A 17,660-nucleotide genomic window follows, 5' to 3' on the forward strand; every position below is an offset into this window, starting at 1 on the left:
CTATGAAATTAAAGCTTCTTCTTGTTTGCATCTTGGTTACCGTATCCATCTGGTCCACAGGTCAAACAATTCCGTATTCCAAAGGGCGAATTGTGATCAGTTCGGATGGAAATGAGCATGATGAAGACGATTGGGCTGCAACTCCCATGTCGTTGGCCTTGCTAAAAGCCGCAGGTATAGAAGATCAGCTAGCCGTCTATTCTTTTAGCGATCATACTTGGGGTTCAAACAAAGAAAAACCTGGTGCAGACGCTCAAATGAGAGAAAGTGCTTTTATGGGGTCAAAATGGTTTGGTTCAAAGAAAACCAAATTTATTGAAGCCGTTACTGCTCCTAATTATGCGATCATTGAACTGACGCTTCAAATCAATGCCAGTTCTGAAAAAGATCCATTGACGATTATTGCAGCGGGACCTATGGAGGTAATTGGAAATGCGCTCAATGAATCGAAGGCAGACAAACTCAAATTTGTCAGGCTGATTTCACATTCGGAATGGAATAATAATCACGCTGAAAAACCTTATGAGTGGGAAAAACATTCTGGATGGACTTGGGATAAATTAAAAGCAGAATTTGAACCGAAGGGTCTCACCTTTGATCAGATCGAGGATCAAAATGGGGGAGCAGATTATGAAGGATTAAAAACATCAAAGTCTCGCTACGACTGGCTTAAGTCTTCTCCTGCAAAAGACACTAAACCGTTTTCCAAAGGCTCTTGGGATTGGCTGTACTCACGATTAGAAGCAGCTCAAAAAGGAGATGAGTTTGATCCATCTGATGCAGGAATGGTGCTTTATCTCCTGACTGGCAAAGAAAAAAATACTCCAGATGATCTTAAGCAGATTTTAGAAAATGGCTGGAAAGTGAAATAAAAAGAGGCGATTGAATTTCAATCGCCTCTTTTTATTTATCGGATTGGAGTTTCGTCACAATCCACATCTCCGGCAACATATTGAAGCCCGTCAAGGAAAAATTGTAATAGCTGAGGATTTTCGAAGCTTTGAGCATTATGAGAAGGAGACGCATACATGACCTTTCCTTTTCCTTCTGCCCGAATCCAAGCGACATAGGTTTTTCCTTCGGTTAGCTCTTGGCCTTTTCGCTGGTTTTTGATTTCAGCATTATTGAAATATAGAAGAGGTTTGAAGTTCATTTCTTCGTAGGCATTCTTATAGAAGTAAGGTTCATCGACATGATTAAATCCTTCCTTGGGAAATGCCTTTACCAAAGGATGATTCGAATCTTCTAATCTTACCTGGAATGCCTGTTGAGGTGGATGGTAATCAAAGCTTCCTCCTAATAATCGGCTAAAGTCCATGGAATTATTCAAGATGGTATTTCCCCCATGAAGCACTAATAATCCGCCTCCTTTTTCCACAAACTTCCTGAGGCTAGCCTCCAATTCAATGGCCTTTTGCATGACTAGAGCAGAATCACCGATCCCATCTTCTTTCAGTTGATCCCAAAATAAATTTCGGTGGTCAGGTTTTGAGTTAGTGTTATTGAGCACAAGCACATCGTATTTTTGGAGGTTTTTCAATTCCATCATGGCAAGATCTTTACTTCCACTGACATCAAAAGCGCCACTTTTTTCACCAAGAATTTTGATTAATTCTTCAGTATGCGGGCGAACCCAATGATTAAATCCTGTGTGAAGGGAAAATACCAAGACCTTTTTCTTTTTGGCTGGATAGGAGGCTTTTTCGGGAGCTAATGCAGTTATTTTTTCGATCCATCCTTGATTCAAGTCCACTTCAGGTAGGCTTTGGCCTATCACGAAATGACTAAAAAAAAGGAAAACGATTCCGTAGAAAATACGCTTGTTCATATGGGTTTAGGGTTTATTAAGGTCAGTCTTTCTAATGGATTTTGATATCTTGAAAAGTACTAGCCCAATAACCTGAAAATTCCATGTGTTTCAAAAGAATTTTAGCCTTAAACCTATTCATTTTCCTATTTTCTACGGTATCGATTTCGCAACAGGTGTCCTTAAAAGATACTTCCACTGGTATTGATTTTTACATTGATAACCAGCGAGTTTTAACCTATCAAAAAGCGAAGCTACCTGTTCCGGATGGGGTTAAAGAAGCCTTTTCAAAATCAGGCTTTATCCATCCTATCACGTCTCCAAGTGGTCAGATACTGAGTAGAGTACAGCCAAAGGATCACTATCATCACTATGGGATTTGGGGGCCATGGACTCGAGCTACAATCAATGGTCGAGAAGTGGATTTTTGGAATTTGGGAGATGAAAAGGGAAGAGTGGATTTTTCACATGTCATTTCTAAAAAAGTAGCTGGGGGCGCCGCTGAACTGAATGTTCGACAAAACCATCTTGATTTAAAAGCACCTGAAGCCGAAAAACTTGCTATTGAAGAAGATCTTAGAATCAAAGTAAAAACTGCAGATAAGGGGCGCTATTTGGTCGATTATACAACTACAATTTTTACTAAGGTAAAAAATGGAATCCTTTTAGACGATTATCGGTATGGAGGCGGTATTGGTTTTAGAGCGACCGAACTCTGGGGAGATTCAAACAGTACCATTTTGACTTCAGCGGGACATGATCGAAAGACTGCTGATGGAACTGAAGCCAAATGGATTTTAGTAAAAGGGAAGACCGGTGCATCTGAAGGTCAAAGTGGGATATTATTTCTCAGTCATAATAATAACAAAGCACATCCAGAACCACTCCGTGTTTGGCCAGTGGGACAGTACAATGGTGAAGGAAATGTGTTTGTGGAATTTTGTCCTATTCGACATGAATCTTGGGAAATTCAGCCTGGAAACCGATATACCTTGAAATATCGAATGATTGTGTTTGATGGGGAAATGAGCGCAGAGGAAGCTGAAGCCTATTGGAGAGCATTTGTTAAATAATTTGAACCCGATTTAATCTGATATACAACCATGGAAAGAAGAGATTTTATGAAGAAGACGGCCATAGCTACTGCGGCATTTGGAATACCAACCATTGTTCCGGCCTCTGTTTTTGGTAAAAACGCACCGAGTAACAAAATAAATATTGGTCAGATTGGATGTGGCCGGATTGCACGGGAACATGATCTTCCCGGAACCTGGCGTCATGACGTAGCACGGATTGTGGCTGTTTCTGATGTCGACAGCAAACGGATGGCAGACGGAAAAAAATTGATTGAGGATTACTACACCAAAAAGATGGGAAGTCCTTATCTCGATGTCAAACAGTATGGCGATTATCGAGAAATGCTATTGAATAAGGATATCGATGCCGTAATCATATCTACCCCTGACCATTGGCATTCCCAGCCTGCGATGGAGGCTGCGTTGGCAGGAAAGCACATCTATGTGCAAAAGCCAACCTCTCTGACTATTAAGGAAGGTCGTCAACTCGTTAATGTGGTCAATAAAACAGGTGTAATCCTTCAACTTGGCACTCAGCAGCGATCCAGCGAGCAATTTCGAATTGCAGCAGAACTAGTTAGAAATGGCCGAATTGGAAAATTGCATACGGTTCGGATAGGTTTGCCTGGAGATCCTGCTGGTCCGGATGCCCCTGCAATGCCAATTCCATCCAATTTGAATTTTGACATGTGGTTAGGCTCCACTCCAGAAATTCCTTATTCGGAAATTGGAGTTCATCCACAACATGATTACAGCCGACCAGGATGGTTAAGGCATGAAAACTATGGTGCCGGAATGATTACGGGTTGGGGGCAACACCACTTTGATTCTGCTGCCTGGGGCATGGATACCGAATTGACAGGTCCTAGATACATTGAGGCTGTGGCCGAATTTCCAAGAGCTGGTTTTTGGAATGTTCATGGGGACTTTATGGTCAAAGCAGAATATGACAATGGCGTGGTCATGTTGACTTCAGGTGGATATCCTAACGGAATTCGCTATGAAGGTACGGAGGGATGGATTTGGGTTTCCCGAGGAAATTATACAGCCTCAGCTTCTGATCCAGTTGCTCAAGGTAACAATGCCAAGGCTTTGGATGCCTCAGATCCCAAAATTCTTCAGTCAGTTATTGGTGAGAATGAAATTCGCCTTACTCGGAGTGCAGAGCACCATGGCAATTGGCTGGATGCGATTCAAGGAAAGACTGAATTGTTATCGCCAGTTGAGATCGGACATAGAGCATGCTCTGTTTGTTTGATCAGTCATATTGCAATGAAGATGGGACGAAAGCTTGCTTGGGATCCAATTAAAGAGGAATTCATTAATGATCCTGAGGCAAATAGCCATTTGAGTAGACCTCAGCGAGCTCCTTGGGGTACGGATTATGTAAAAGTATAATAGTTGATATCAAAGGCTGAACTAGGTAGAGCTTGTTCAGCTTTTGATTTTCTTTCAAAATTCCAACTTAGTTTCATATAATACTGCCATTCACCTTCCCATGATTTCAAAAAATTACATTTCAGGAGCCGTATTGGCTCTTTTTATTGCCAGTTGCACGCCTAAAGAAATGAATACGACTACCTCTGAATCGGATTCAAAAGTTCGAATTATGACCTTGGATCCCGGACATTTTCACGCGGGATTGATACATAAGACCATGTATCCAAATGTAGATTCGACGGTATACATTTTTGCACCTGAAGGGGCGGAATTGAAAGATCATTTGAATCGTTTGGCTTCCTACAATAATCGAGAAGAAAATCCGACTGCTTGGAATCTGGAAGTTTACACAGGTAGTGATTATTTGGAAAAAATGATCACTCAAAAGCCTGGAAATGTGATGATGGTGGCGGGTAAAAACAACATCAAAATCGATTACATCACAGCAGCGATTGAAAATGGCATTCATGTATATGCCGATAAACCATTAGTCATAAATCAAGCAGGATTTCAAAAACTGGTTGCAGCTTTTCAAATGGCTCAAGAGAAAAATTTGCTTCTGTACGATATCATGACGGAGCGATTTGAGATTACCACCCTTTTGCAACGAGAGTTATCTATGATTCCAGAAGTATTTGGCGAATTAGAAAATGGAACTCCTGAAAACCCTTCAATCACGAAAGAATCAGTCCATCATTTCTTTAAATATGTTTCTGGAGCACCATTGGTTCGTCCTGATTGGTTTTTTGATACCGCTGTAGAAGGTTCTGGAATCGTAGATGTGACTACACATTTGGTCGATTTAATTCAATGGGAAGCTTTTCCAGACCAAATTATGGATACTTCTGATGTTCAAATGTTGCAGGCGAAATTAATGCCGACCAAATTGACCTTTGATCAATTTGCACAAGTCACTGGAAAAACTCCAAGCTTTTCTCCAACAGAAACCTTGGACGTTCTTGCTAATGGAGAAATGACCTATGCCCTAAAAGGCAAACATGCTAAAGTTTCGGTGATTTGGAATTATCAGGCACCAGAAGGAGCAGGTGACACCCACTATAGCATGATGCGGGGAAGTAAGGCTAGTTTGATAATTCGTCAAGGAAAAGAGGAGAATTATCGACCTGCACTTTATGTAAAACTTATCGATTCCGATCAATCGGCGCTCAATAAAGCTGTCTCTGAAACACTTCAAGCCAAATATCCGGGTATCGGTACAAGACAACTTACCAATGGTGAAATTGAAATCACTATTCCTGATAGCTATCATAATGGACATGAGGCGCATTTTGCCCAAGTGACAGAAAGATTCTTGGAATATTTCGAAAAGAGAAATATGCCAGCTTGGGAAGTACCAAATATGATTACTAAATATTATACAACTACGAAAGCCTTTGATTTGGCTTCAAAATAATCCTTTAGTAAAACATGTGACAGGCTGAGTGAGTTGAAATGCTTACTCAGCCTTTTTCTTTTATGGATAAATCCCTCAATGCTCCCAAAAAACTTACTGTAGTGATCGCTGGAGCGGGAGGATATATCGGTTCTTGGTTTATTGAAAAATACCGGGATTCATATCACCTAATCGGGTTGAGCAGAAAGAAAGTCAAATCTAATCCCTATCCTGAAGTCGAGTGGCGGCAAGTTGAATTGTATTCAATTACTTCGACTGTAGAAGCGTTAAAGGGAGTGGATGTTGCCATCTATTTGGTTCATTCCATGAATGCTTCTACGCGATTAAATCAAGGTTCATTCGAGGATACTGATTTACTTTTAGCAGATAATTTTAGCCGAGCTGCTGAATTGAACGGGGTAAAGCAAATTGTTTATTTAGGCGGTCTTTTGCCTGATGAACAAGAAGATTCCTTGTCCAGACATCTCAAAAGCCGTCTGGAAGTGGAGCAGACTTTAGGCTCCCGATCAGCAAAGCTAACTGCCATTCGAGCCTCGATTATTGTTGGGCCTGGAGGTTCTAGTTTTGATATGATCAAAAATTTGGTGGATCGCCTTCCAATTTTGATGTGTCCGAAATGGACGGAGTCAGTGACTCAACCTATTTCACTTCAGGACACTTTGGAAATTTTGGATTTCTGCATCGGAAATCCTTCCTACTATCATAAAACGATTGAAATCGGAAGCCCTGAAATCCTGAGCTATAAGGAGATGTTGAAGCGAACAGCCGAAGTGTTGGGTAAAAGAAGGATTATATTTTCTGTTCCTGTATTCTCATTGGGGTTTTCAAAATTTTGGGTAGGCTTATTTGGTGATAGTCCTCCTCAGCTGGTTTCACCTTTGGTTGAAAGCTTAAAACATACCTTGACTGTCCATTCAAAATACAAATTCTCAGGCAAGGAACTAACCTATTTGACCTTTGATCAAGCGGTTCATTTTGCCTTAGAATCCAAAGAAAGGCCGAATTTACCCACTTTCCATTATTCGGTTGGTGCCAAAAATACCGTGAGATCGATTCAACGATTTTCAAATTCCAATCGCAACTCGGCACTTTGGGTAGCAAATCGATATGCCATTTGGCTTCCAAGCTTTTTCCGATTTTTGATTAATGGAAAAGTGACAGAACGTGGAGACTTGGGATTTCATCTGCTCTGGGGTAAAAAGCCGATGCTACAACTTACCCAGATCCCTGACCGAAGTGACGAGCAGCGGCAACTGTTTTATATCACAGGCGGCTGGTTGGTGAAGCGATTTGATTATGGATGGTTAGAATTTAGAGAGGTCTTAGACAGCCGATACATTATTTCAGCCATTCATGAATTTGTGCCTCGATTGCCTTGGTTTGTCTATGTGCATACCCAAGCAAAATTGCACCTTTGGGTGATGAACCGATTTAAAAAGTACTTAAGTAAAAAGAGTTAAAAGAACTTGCTTCTTTTAGAATTGACTAGATTTAACTCAACCAAACTATTTGAATACGACCATTTCTATGAAAATACTTCAATTCAAAAACGGAGACCATTTGCCAATATTGGGTTTAGGGACTTGGAAAAGTAAACCCGGAGAAGTAAGACAGGCAGTATATTGGGCTATTGAGGCCGGTTATAGACATATTGATTGTGCAGCTATTTACCAAAACGAGCGAGAAGTGGGGCAAGGAATTGCCGATGCGATAGGGGATGGATTGGTAAAACGACAAGATTTATTCATTACTTCCAAGCTTTGGAATGATTCTCATCGACACGATGACGTCAAACCCGCTTTGGAAAAAACACTTACTGACCTCAGATTGGATTATCTTGATTTGTATTTGATCCATTGGCCAATCGCATTTAAACGTGGGGTTTCTTTTGCTACACTCAGAGAGGAGTTTTATACCTACCAAGATGTTCCTTTGGCTCAGACTTGGGAAGGCATGCAGGATCAAAAGATGTCTGCTTTGACCCGCCATATCGGAGTATCCAATTTTAACCAAAAGAAGTTGAAGGAAATCCTAGACCTTGGTGGGGAAAAGCCAGAAATGAATCAGATTGAGCTTCATCCATTTCTTCCTCAGCAGTCTTTGGTAGATTTTTGCAAAGCAAATGACCTCTTAGTTACTGCTTATTCTCCATTAGGCTCACCAGATTCTAGAGCTGATAGACATAAGAATGATCCTAAGCTTCTGGAAAATCCAGTCGTCCAAGAAATCGCCTCTAAGCATGGGGCGTCGATTGGACAAGTGTTAATCGCCTGGTCTATTGCTAGAGATATAGCAGTTATTCCTAAATCAATTAATCAAGGAAGGATTATTGATAATTTGAAATCAGCAGACCTCGTACTAGATGAGAAGGATATGAAGTCACTTTCAGAGATTGGAATCAACCATCGTTTTGTGGATGGCTCGTTCTTCACTGGTCCCCAAAGTCCATACAAATTGGCCGATCTTTGGGATTAAGGTTATAAAAAATGAAAAGGCCCTCAGGAATCTAAATTTCTTGAGGGCCTTTTTGCTTGGATTAATCCTCGATTTCGAGGCTTTCCAAAATATCAGCCATCTGATCAAAGTCTCTTAATCCTGGTTTGATTTCCTCACCACCGTCCAAGGCTAATCCGCTTAAAGGCAAAGAACTCAAAAGCGTTTCAACCGAATCAGGAGTGATAGTTCCTCCATAAATAATTTTGAAATTCTGAGCTAAATCTGAAATAGTAGATGGGATAGATTTATCGCTCAAATTTGAATCATTGGTTAGTAGCAAGTGGATCTGGATTCCATCTAGATTTTGAGTATTTCTGCTTAAGTACTGTTCGACTGAATCCAAGTCTACTTTCCAAATCAACTCATACTCCTGATTTGCGAATTCCAAGAGTGAGGACAGATCATCATGTTGAATCCAAGTGATACCAGGATATTGGGAAAGGATTTCTCGGATTTCACTAGATGAAAGGGCATTAAACTCTCCACATAATTCAATTCCTGAAATCCAACCAGAGATTTCTTGGAATTGGGAAGGAGCAACATAATTGGAAGAACCTGTTTCCAATGAAAATCCCAACACCGAGACATCCATTCCCGCACAGTACCGAGCGTCAGTCAAGTGGGTGATGCTATTTATTTTTACAAAGGTTCGAAGAGCCATGACCAAAATTATTTAGCCACGAAGGTAATTGATGCTTATTTTTGAGAAAAGGAAAAACAAAATTTTGAAAATTTTGGTGTTCCAAGCCATCTCCTCAGAATTAGCGTTATTTTTAATTTTGAAAATCATGGACGTGAAATCGATAAAATTTTTACTCATTGCCCTTTGTATGCCGTTTTTCTCCTGTGAGGAAAAATTTGAGCCCTTTGGGGCTGGTATTGATACTTCATTTCAACCCTTGGATATTGGTTCCTATTGGATTTACGAGGTGGATCAAACGATCTATTTCGGAGAAAATGATTCAGAATCAGATCAGTTTTTCTACCGTGATCGGATTAGGACTTTTTATTTAAGTGCACAAAATGAGCCCGTATTTGTGGTGGAGCGTGCAAAATCTTATGATCAGGTATTTTGGGTTACCGAATTGGAATATACGCTTGATTTAAGAGAGAATTTATTGGTGAGAACCATTCAAAATCAACCGGTTGTTGTCCTGAATTTCCCGATGACGGATGGAAAAGCATGGGATGGAATGGTATTTCAGCCACGAGATCCTGATGAATTTGAAACGGTGATTTTGGATGAAGTTGATGGATCGAAGCGAATTAAAGTTATTCAAGAAGAATTTGACGATTTGATAACTCTCAGAGATAATCGATATGAAATCTACGGAGAGAAGGTTGGAATGATCGAAAAGTTGGATGAAGTGATTTCCTATTGTTCCCGTAATGATTGTTTGGGAGATCAGCTGATTGATGGAGGGTATAGTGTTTTTATGAAATTGGTGGATTATGGTAAGAATTAAAATCTTGTTTTTAATCGGTTTTTTAGGATTTGCTGCGGTTGCTTTTGGGCAAGATCGATATGCTGTTTATTTTAAATACAAGCCGCAAGAAAGTTTCACCCTGACTAATGCTGGAGAATTTTTGACCCCAAAAGCAATAGCTAGAAGAACGCGGGAGGGAATAAACGCTGATAGTTTGGATTTACCCGTTTCTGCTAAATACATAGATCAAGTTCAGGATAAAGCTGATTATCTTTTGTATTCCAGCAAATGGATGAATGCGTTGGTCTTAGTAACAGACGAAAGTCGGAAAATTGAAATTGAGAAATTACCATTTGTAGATCGAGTGGAACTAGTTGCAAAGGGTTTTTTGGTCAATCCCAACGCAAGAATAACTTACAAACTTCGAGTCAGTACGACCCTTGAAACTTGTAAAGAACCCAAATTCAATGAACGATTAATGGCTGCTGAATCCAATTCGTATGATTTTCAAAATCAATTAATTGGAATCGATAAAATGCATGAAGAAGGGTTTACAGGAAAAGGAATTACGATTGCCGTTTTTGATGCCGGTTTTCCTGGGGTAAAGAATGCAGCTGCTTTTTCACACTTATTCGATGGAAATAAGATTATTGGGCAAAAAGACTTGGTAAGACCTTGGAATCAGGAAGTGTTCATGGATAATCAACATGGAACAAATGTCTTATCCTTAATAGCAGCATACCAACCTGATAAAATGATTGCTGGAGCTTATGATTCGGAATACATTTTAGCAATCACAGAAGAGGTTGCTACCGAATATCGAATTGAAGAATTTAATTGGGTAAGAGCCGCGGAGTATTCAGATAGTTTAGGGGCAGATATTATCAATAGTTCGCTAGGATACTGGGATTTTGATGATCTAGCGATGAATTATTCATTAGAAGATCTGGATGGGAAAACTGCTACCATTACCAAAGGCGCCTCTATTGCTGCTCAAAAAGGGATTTTAGTAGTAAACAGTGTTGGAAATTATGGGGGACGAGGGGCTTCAAGTTTAGTAGCGCCTGCAGATGCCGAAGGGATTTTAGCTATTGGCTCAGTCACTCAAGAAGGAGCGGTATCGGGATTCAGCTCTAGAGGTCCTACAGGTGATGGAAGAATAAAGCCAGATTTAACTGCTTTCGGGCAAGCCCCAGTGTTGGTTTATGCGAATGGAGCTATTGGAGCTGGGCAAGGAACATCATTTTCTGCGCCTCAAATTACAGCCCTGGCAGCAGGCCTTTGGGAAGCTAGACCCGAATGGACCAAAGACCAATTGATTTTAAACCTAATTAGAAGTGCTACCAAAAGCGAAGATCCTGATAATGACCTTGGATATGGTATTCCCAATTTTTTGGATGCCTATTATGGTGAAATTTTGGCTATCGAGGAGATTGAAAAGCCAGAATACCGGATCTTTCCAAATCCATTAATTAATTCTGAGCTATCAATTCAATTTGGTAATGGATATCAAGCCTATTTCGAATTGATCGATGGCTCTGGAAGGACTTTTCAATCACAGGTTTTGATAAGGAGTTCAATAAAAGAAAATTACCAAGTAGACTTAGGCTCAATCAAGCCTGGCTTGTATTTAATTAGGCTTCGAGAAGGAGGGGATTTTTATCAAACTAAACTGTTGAAAAAATAAAATTGACGTAAAATTCGATTTCCTTAGCCTGAAAAATCATCCAAAATTAAAATCATGTCTGTTCAAATTGCTCCTTCAATCCTTGCCGCAGATTTTGCCAATATTCAGCAGGAAGTTACCATGCTCAATGAATCTCAGGCAGATTGGATTCATGTAGATATCATGGATGGGGTATTTGTACCTAATATTTCATTCGGTTTACCGGTGACTCAAGCGATTCACAACCATGCTAAAAAGCCTCTGGATGTACATTTAATGATTGTTAATCCTGATCAATATTTGTCTGCATTTCGAGAGGCTGGTGCTGAAGTATTGACGGTTCATTATGAGGCTTGTACGCATTTGAATCGTACCATTCAATTTATAAAATCATTAGGTGCGAAAGCGGGTGTTGCCATTAATCCCCATACACCAGTGGATTTACTTTCTGATTGCATCCAAGATTTGGACTTGGTTTGTGTGATGTCAGTCAATCCTGGGTTCGGTGGTCAGAAATTTATTTCAAATACCTTCCAAAAAATTGCAAGATTAAAGGAGCTTATTCTGGCTAAAAATTCAAAAGCATGGATTGAAGTGGATGGAGGAGTGAGTAGTACCAATGCCTCGGAATTAATTAAAGTTGGGGCTGATATCCTTGTTGCAGGAAGTTTTGTTTTTTCCTCTTCGGATCCCAAAGCCACTATAAAACGATTGAAAGACTCTTTTCCAAGTGCTCAAATTTGACTTTACCGCTTATCATAAAATATCTTAAATAAGACTTTTTGGGTTGTTTTTTCTTTTTGGATGGGTTTTATTGAAAATTGTATCAATTTAAACCTAAAGAATTATGAGAAAATTTTGGATGTTTTTGGCTCTTTTTGGAGGCTTAAGTTTGACGTCATTGGCGCAGGAATCTTCAGAAAATGAAGGTGTTACTGAAGATGAGCTGAAAAAATATGCAGCTATGGAGGTGAAGACTTCTGAATTTGTGGAGTCTAAGACGGATGAGCTTAGAAAAATGATCCTTGAAAATGAAATTTTCAAAGGAGGCGCTAGGTATAATGAGATCAAGGCTGCTTGGGGAGATGAGGCTAAAATGACAGAAGCCAATGTGACCGATGAGGAAAAGGCTGCCTACCAAGCAGTTCAGGATTTTCAGTCCTCTTTAACTGATGTGGTGAAGGAGTTTAAGACTAATCTTATTATGGATGAGGAAGTCTTAGGAGCAGGAACTTACAATAAAGTCCTGTCTGCAACCAAAGAGGATCCAGCTCTTAAGGAAAAACTCGACCAGTTGATTTCTGAATTGAAGGCAGCTAATAAAGAAGACGGAGACGGTCAATAATTAGGAATTCTTAAAAAGATGGAAAAGAAGCTCCCTTGGTGGAGCTTCTTTTTTTATTTTCACACCAAATATTTCATTTCATCGTTAAGTCTTCCATGAAGAATTGTACTGTTTATTGCTTGGGTCTATTGATGCTGTTGGGTTTCCAAAATTTAGGATTTGCTCAAGATGATATTTTTGGAATAACCAACAAAGCGAAAAATCCCAAGAGTGAATCATCAGTAGGCAACGCTGCTCGAACAGTTTTGGAAATGTTTAGTCTGGAGGTTTCTGGAGGTGGGGCATATCATCTAATGAACATGCAATTTCTTTCGGATCGACCCTCTCTATATCCAATAAGTCCGATTCAAGGCTTAGATACCTACCAATATTCTGTCAATGATACCCTGGCTCTTTCTTCTAATCAGTGGATTTCGCCATTATTCAATGGTGGAATTAGGCTTAGTTTGTTTAATCTTATTACCATAGGTGGAGGCTTTGGCAAAGAGTGGGGGAGACTTGACCCAATGAGAGGAAACGAGCATGAATTTGCTTTTGAAGGAGGTACCTACCAGCTTTCAAAAACTTATGGCACGGCAGGCTTGGTAATATGGGATGCTTCGAAAAGGAGATCATTTTTAAAATGGCAATACCGAAAATACAGCAGTAATAACCTCTATATGCAATCCGAACTTCGGCAGCGAGCAAGACAGCTATATCCTTGGAGGTTTATCATAGAAGGGGAATTTGGAAAAATGAAACTATCCAAGTTTGTTTCTTCCAATTTAACTGCTCAAACCCCCAATTATCAGCCTAGGTTGGCTGTTTCCGATAATCCTTATTTTGGAGCATCCTTGCGAATTGAACGAGAAATATCAGATTATGCCAAGGTCTTTTTAAAGGGAGGAGTAGAATTCCGAGAATTTACTTTTTCGGCCTCTGATTTTTCAGAATCCCAATTGATTAAACAACAAGTTTTTGGCTTGCAGGCAGGATTGGCAATGACACTTCCCGGAACTAAACGATGCAAAATCCAAGGTTGTGGAGTGGTCATGAAGCATATGCATGATGGAATTGAGTTTAGAGGAAGCTCGATTTTTAGATTTCAAAACCGAAAAATTGGACAATGGTATTGATTACCAATAGGCTTCCATCAAGTTAAAATCCACCTTTCATAACCTTGATGTTTTTACTATCTTGCGGCTTAATTACGCGCGAAAAAGCACTTTATGGCCCAAGGAGAAAACGAGCACATCATTCCAATTAATATTGAAGAGGAAATGCGTGGGGCTTACATCGATTATTCGATGTCAGTCATTGTTTCCAGAGCACTTCCAGATGTCCGAGACGGACTAAAGCCAGTTCACAGACGTATTCTTTATGGAATGCAAGAACTCGGAGTATTGCATAATAAACCTTATAAAAAGTCAGCCAGAATTGTAGGGGAAGTGTTGGGTAAATATCACCCACATGGAGACTCAGCAGTTTATGATACCATGGTTCGAATGGCCCAAGACTGGTCACTTCGATATACCTTGGTAGATGGTCAAGGTAACTTTGGTTCTGTTGATGGGGATAATCCCGCAGCAATGCGATATACCGAGGCGAGATTAAAGCGAATTGCCGAGGAGTTATTGGTTGATATCAATAAAGAAACCGTTGACTTTCAGTTCAACTTTGACGATTCCCTAAAAGAGCCAACTGTCCTTCCTGCTAAAGTACCTGCACTTCTATTAAATGGAGCTTCAGGTATTGCGGTTGGTATGGCTACAAATATGGCTCCTCATAACCTTCGAGAAGTTATTGATGGTATTATAGCCTACATAGATAATCGAGAAATTACCGTAGCAGAATTGATGAAGCATATAACTGCTCCAGATTTCCCTACTGGTGGAATTATTTATGGTTACAACGGCGTAAAAGCTGCCTTCGAAACAGGACGAGGACGAATTGTAATTCGAGGAAAGGCAAATATCGAGACCAAGGATAATGGAAATCGAGAGATGATTGTCATCACAGAAATTCCTTATCAGGTAAATAAAGCGAGCATGGTTGAAAAAACTGCTCAGCTTATCAATGAAAAGAAAATCGAAGGAATTTCTGCTATCCGGGATGAGTCAGATAGATCTGGGATGCGTGTCGTTTATGAACTCAAACGCGACGCCGTAGCCAATGTGGTTTTAAATAACCTATATAAGCAGACAGCTCTTCAGACCTCATTTTCAGTCAATAACGTTGCCCTCGTAAAAGGTCGTCCTTTAACTCTAAACTTGAAAGACCTGATTGTACATTATGTCAGTCATCGTCATGAAGTGGTAGTAAGGAGAACTGAATATGAGCTTAAAGAGGCAGAAAAAAGGGCACATATCTTAGAAGGATATTTGATCGCGCTCGATCACTTGGATGAAGTGATTTCGCTGATTCGAAATTCTGCAGATCCTGAGACCGCTCGAAATGGATTGATGGATCGATTTGGATTAAGTGAGATTCAGGCTCGCGCCATTTTGGATATGAGACTTCAGCGTCTCACCGGAATGGAACGAGATAAAATCGTTCAAGAGTACAAAGAGATCATGGCCTTGATTGAGGAATTGAAAGAAATCCTCGCCAATGAAGATAAGCGAATGGAGATCATCAAGGCCGAACTTATGGAAATGAAGGATCGGTATGGAGATGATCGTCGAACTGAAATCGAGCATGATGCGGAAGATTTCAGCTATGAAGACATGATTCCAAATGAGGAAGTGGTTATAACTGTTTCTCATCAAGGATATGTGAAGCGAACTGCTCTCACTGAATACCGTACGCAAGGAAGAGGTGGAGTTGGATCAAGAGGAGTATCTACCAAAGAGGACGATTGGACAGAATATATTTTCACAGCTTCCACTCATAATTACCTTTTGATCTTTACCGATAAAGGAAAGCTATTCTGGCTCAAAACCTATGCAATCCCTGAAGGAAGTAAAACAGCAAAAGGTCGACCAATTCAAAATTTGATCAATATTGAGTCGGATGATAAAATCAGAAGTATTATTCAAGTAGAAAGCTTGGATGATCAGGATTATATCAATAATCACTTCTTGGTGATGGTGACAAAACAAGGTGTCATCAAAAAGACTACCCTTGAACAATATTCCAGACCTCGCTCCAATGGTATTATTGCCCTAAACTTCCGTGAGGATGATCAGTTGGTGAATGTGAGCATGACCAATGGAAATCAGCACATTGTAATTGCAGCTAAAAGCGGAAGAGCAATTCACTTCCATGAATCAGCTGTAAGACCTATGGGACGTACAGCCACGGGGGTAAAAGCGATCACGTTAAATGATCAAAATGATTATGTCATTGGCATGGTTTGTGCCTCTGAGGAAAAAGCAACTCTATTGGTGGTTTCCGAAAAAGGATATGGAAAACGTTCCGATCTTGAAGAATACCGAATTACCAACAGAGGTGGAAAAGGTGTTAAAGCGATGAATGTGACTGAGAAGACAGGTTCTCTAGTCGCAATCAAACAAGTAGTGGATACAGATGATTTGATGATCATTAATAAATCTGGAATCACCATTCGAATTTCGATGGATGAGCTTCGTGTGATGGGTAGAGCCACTCAAGGAGTTCGATTAATTCGAGTAGGTGAAGGAGATGAAATTTCTTCTGTTGAAAAGATTTCTAGAGAAGAGGTAGAAACCCCAGATGTATCCGGTGATGATCAGCCAGAAAACTCAAACGGAGAATCAACCAATACACAAGAAATAACTGAATAACCAAACAAATAAGAACACGACGCTAAATGAAAAAGCTCATTCTCTCTATAGCCCTAGTAGGTGCTTCCTCTTTGGCTTTTGGACAAAAAAAGGTGGTACGTGAAGCAGAAAAAGGCTTCAAATCTGGAGACTTACAAGCTGCTTTGACTGCAATTGATGCAGCTACTGCCAATCCTGAAACTAGCGGTGATCCTGCTACTTTCCTTCTTAAGGCTCAAATCGAAACCAAAATCTTTGGTTCTGATTCTTCCAATACCATGGAAACCTTGGAAAAAGGGAATGCAGCCCTTGCTACCTTTTTGAAAGCCTTTGAAATGGCCGGTAGTGATAAAAATGCTGGAGTAGGTAAGGAAGTTTATGAAGAAGATTTGATGGGTGTTCCTGACAACCTTCGACCATATTCTGTCATTACCTTGAAAAACACTTCCTATGACAAGGCATTGGAAAGGTATCAAGCAGAAGATTTGGAGCTTGCTTACGAGTTCTTCAATTTCTCTACTGAAATTGATAATGCAGATACACTATCTCATTACAATGCAGCATACGTAGCCAATGACCTTGGAGAATATGAAAATGCGAAAAAGCACTTGTATGCGCTTTTAGATATTGAAAACTATGGTGCTGATAATAAGGCAAACGTTTACTATATGTTGATTCCAATCCTTACCAATGAGGATAAAAATTCTGAAGGTGCTTATGAATTGGTAAAAAAGGCACGTGAAATCCTTCCTGAAGATAAGTTCCTAGCAGAAATTGAAATCAACTTGTTGCTTCAATTGGATAAAATGGATGAGGCTATGTCTCAAATCAATACTGCACTAGCGAATGACCCGAATAATACTGGACTTCTTTTGAGAGCAGGTTATTTGAAAGAAAAGGCTGGAGACATTGAAGGTGCTTTGGCTGATTATCAAAAGTCAGTTTCCATTGATCCAAATTTCTTTGAAGGAAACTATTACACTGGCGCTCTTTTATTAGAGCAGGCAACTGAAATGTTGAATGGATTGAATAGTCTTTCTGACGCTGAGTGGGAAAAACAATCTCCAATCGTTGGTGCAAAGGCTGATGAAAACTACAAGAAGGCAGTAGTTTATTTTAATAAAGCCACTGAAATCAGACCTGATAATACAGATATCCTTATCATTCTTTATCAAATCAACACTCGTTTGAAAAACAATGCTGAAGTTGAGGCAATTAACAAAAAGCTTGTTGAAAAATTGGGTCCAAATTGGATGGATAATTAATT

Annotated in this window: 15 protein-coding genes; 13 read left to right on the forward strand and 2 right to left on the reverse strand. The window is 39.9% G+C overall.

The annotated features are described in order from the left end of the window. Positions 1–2 precede the first annotated feature (2 nt). Positions 3–872 (forward strand): hypothetical protein, encoded by an 870-nt coding sequence (locus AO498_RS10430; protein WP_067547046.1) that lies wholly within the window; start codon positions 3–5, stop codon positions 870–872. Positions 873–907: 35 nt separating this feature from the next. Here the strand turns inward: AO498_RS10430 and AO498_RS10435 are convergent, their stop codons facing one another. Further along, positions 908–1,828, reverse strand: a complete 921-nt coding sequence (locus AO498_RS10435; RefSeq protein WP_067547049.1) for a ThuA domain-containing protein — start codon at positions 1,826–1,828, stop codon at positions 908–910. Between the two features lie 83 nt (positions 1,829–1,911). On the opposite strand from AO498_RS10435, the gene AO498_RS10440 reads away from it, so the two are divergent. From AO498_RS10440 to AO498_RS10460, 5 genes are all read left to right on the forward strand, one after another. Further along, entirely contained in the window at positions 1,912–2,880 is a 969-nt protein-coding gene (locus AO498_RS10440; protein WP_067547052.1) for a DUF6807 domain-containing protein, read from the forward strand. Positions 2,881–2,910: 30 nt separating this feature from the next. Continuing rightward, entirely contained in the window at positions 2,911–4,281 is a 1,371-nt protein-coding gene (locus AO498_RS10445) for a Gfo/Idh/MocA family protein (RefSeq protein ID WP_067547055.1), read from the forward strand. Positions 4,282–4,381: 100 nt separating this feature from the next. Then, entirely contained in the window at positions 4,382–5,737 is a 1,356-nt protein-coding gene (locus tag AO498_RS10450) for a putative oxidoreductase C-terminal domain-containing protein (RefSeq protein ID WP_082792294.1), read from the forward strand. 62 nt (positions 5,738–5,799) lie between these two features. Further along, positions 5,800–7,197 (forward strand): NAD-dependent epimerase/dehydratase family protein, encoded by a 1,398-nt coding sequence (locus AO498_RS10455; RefSeq protein WP_067550418.1) that lies wholly within the window; start codon positions 5,800–5,802, stop codon positions 7,195–7,197. A gap of 67 nt (positions 7,198–7,264) precedes the next feature. Then, positions 7,265–8,212: an aldo/keto reductase gene (locus AO498_RS10460; RefSeq protein ID WP_067547057.1), complete on the forward strand. Its 948-nt coding sequence runs from the start codon at positions 7,265–7,267 to the stop codon at positions 8,210–8,212. A 61-nt stretch (positions 8,213–8,273) separates the two neighbouring features. Here AO498_RS10460 and AO498_RS10465 read toward each other — a convergent pair whose 3' ends face one another. Continuing rightward, positions 8,274–8,894, reverse strand: coding sequence for a hypothetical protein (locus tag AO498_RS10465; RefSeq protein WP_067547060.1), 621 nt, complete (start codon positions 8,892–8,894; stop codon positions 8,274–8,276). Between the two features lie 127 nt (positions 8,895–9,021). Between AO498_RS10465 and AO498_RS10470 the strand changes: the two genes are divergently transcribed. The 7 genes from AO498_RS10470 to AO498_RS10500 all read left to right on the forward strand — a co-directional run bounded on the left by AO498_RS10470 (position 9,022) and on the right by AO498_RS10500 (position 17,658). Then, positions 9,022–9,699: a hypothetical protein gene (locus tag AO498_RS10470; RefSeq protein ID WP_148660222.1), complete on the forward strand. Its 678-nt coding sequence runs from the start codon at positions 9,022–9,024 to the stop codon at positions 9,697–9,699. Continuing rightward, positions 9,686–11,347: a S8 family serine peptidase gene (locus AO498_RS10475; RefSeq protein WP_067547066.1), complete on the forward strand. Its 1,662-nt coding sequence runs from the start codon at positions 9,686–9,688 to the stop codon at positions 11,345–11,347. Before AO498_RS10470 ends, AO498_RS10475 begins: the two co-directional genes overlap by 14 nt. A gap of 54 nt (positions 11,348–11,401) precedes the next feature. Further along, positions 11,402–12,070, forward strand: coding sequence for a ribulose-phosphate 3-epimerase (gene rpe / locus AO498_RS10480; RefSeq protein ID WP_067547069.1), 669 nt, complete (start codon positions 11,402–11,404; stop codon positions 12,068–12,070). A 103-nt stretch (positions 12,071–12,173) separates the two neighbouring features. Next, entirely contained in the window at positions 12,174–12,671 is a 498-nt protein-coding gene (locus AO498_RS10485) for a hypothetical protein (RefSeq protein ID WP_192842554.1), read from the forward strand. Positions 12,672–12,766: 95 nt separating this feature from the next. After that, a complete protein-coding gene (locus tag AO498_RS10490) occupies positions 12,767–13,786 on the forward strand; it encodes a hypothetical protein (RefSeq protein WP_067547075.1) in 1,020 nt (339 codons plus the stop codon). A 93-nt stretch (positions 13,787–13,879) separates the two neighbouring features. Then, positions 13,880–16,414, forward strand: coding sequence for a DNA gyrase subunit A (gene gyrA, locus AO498_RS10495; RefSeq protein ID WP_067547078.1), 2,535 nt, complete (start codon positions 13,880–13,882; stop codon positions 16,412–16,414). Positions 16,415–16,440: 26 nt separating this feature from the next. Next, positions 16,441–17,658: a tetratricopeptide repeat protein gene (locus AO498_RS10500; protein WP_067547081.1), complete on the forward strand. Its 1,218-nt coding sequence runs from the start codon at positions 16,441–16,443 to the stop codon at positions 17,656–17,658. The last annotated feature ends 2 nt before the right edge of the window (positions 17,659–17,660 follow it).

It is taken from the genome of Algoriphagus sanaruensis (assembly GCF_001593605.1).
GTDB lineage: Bacteria > Bacteroidota > Bacteroidia > Cytophagales > Cyclobacteriaceae > Algoriphagus > Algoriphagus sanaruensis.

Bases quoted from the DNA above. Each gene is read 5' to 3' on its own strand.
- AO498_RS10430 (WP_067547046.1), top strand. From the start codon at position 3: ATGAAATTAAAGCTTCTTCTTGTTTGCATCTTGGTTACCGTATCCATC.
- AO498_RS10435 (WP_067547049.1), bottom strand. From the start codon at position 1,828: ATGAACAAGCGTATTTTCTACGGAATCGTTTTCCTTTTTTTTAGTCAT.
- AO498_RS10440 (WP_067547052.1), top strand. From the start codon at position 1,912: ATGTGTTTCAAAAGAATTTTAGCCTTAAACCTATTCATTTTCCTATTT.
- AO498_RS10445 (WP_067547055.1), top strand. From the start codon at position 2,911: ATGGAAAGAAGAGATTTTATGAAGAAGACGGCCATAGCTACTGCGGCA.
- AO498_RS10450 (WP_082792294.1), top strand. From the start codon at position 4,382: ATGATTTCAAAAAATTACATTTCAGGAGCCGTATTGGCTCTTTTTATT.
- AO498_RS10455 (WP_067550418.1), top strand. From the start codon at position 5,800: ATGGATAAATCCCTCAATGCTCCCAAAAAACTTACTGTAGTGATCGCT.
- AO498_RS10460 (WP_067547057.1), top strand. From the start codon at position 7,265: ATGAAAATACTTCAATTCAAAAACGGAGACCATTTGCCAATATTGGGT.
- AO498_RS10465 (WP_067547060.1), bottom strand. From the start codon at position 8,894: ATGGCTCTTCGAACCTTTGTAAAAATAAATAGCATCACCCACTTGACT.
- AO498_RS10470 (WP_148660222.1), top strand. From the start codon at position 9,022: ATGGACGTGAAATCGATAAAATTTTTACTCATTGCCCTTTGTATGCCG.
- AO498_RS10475 (WP_067547066.1), top strand. From the start codon at position 9,686: ATGGTAAGAATTAAAATCTTGTTTTTAATCGGTTTTTTAGGATTTGCT.
- rpe (WP_067547069.1), top strand. From the start codon at position 11,402: ATGTCTGTTCAAATTGCTCCTTCAATCCTTGCCGCAGATTTTGCCAAT.
- AO498_RS10485 (WP_192842554.1), top strand. From the start codon at position 12,174: ATGAGAAAATTTTGGATGTTTTTGGCTCTTTTTGGAGGCTTAAGTTTG.
- AO498_RS10490 (WP_067547075.1), top strand. From the start codon at position 12,767: ATGAAGAATTGTACTGTTTATTGCTTGGGTCTATTGATGCTGTTGGGT.
- gyrA (WP_067547078.1), top strand. From the start codon at position 13,880: ATGGCCCAAGGAGAAAACGAGCACATCATTCCAATTAATATTGAAGAG.
- AO498_RS10500 (WP_067547081.1), top strand. From the start codon at position 16,441: ATGAAAAAGCTCATTCTCTCTATAGCCCTAGTAGGTGCTTCCTCTTTG.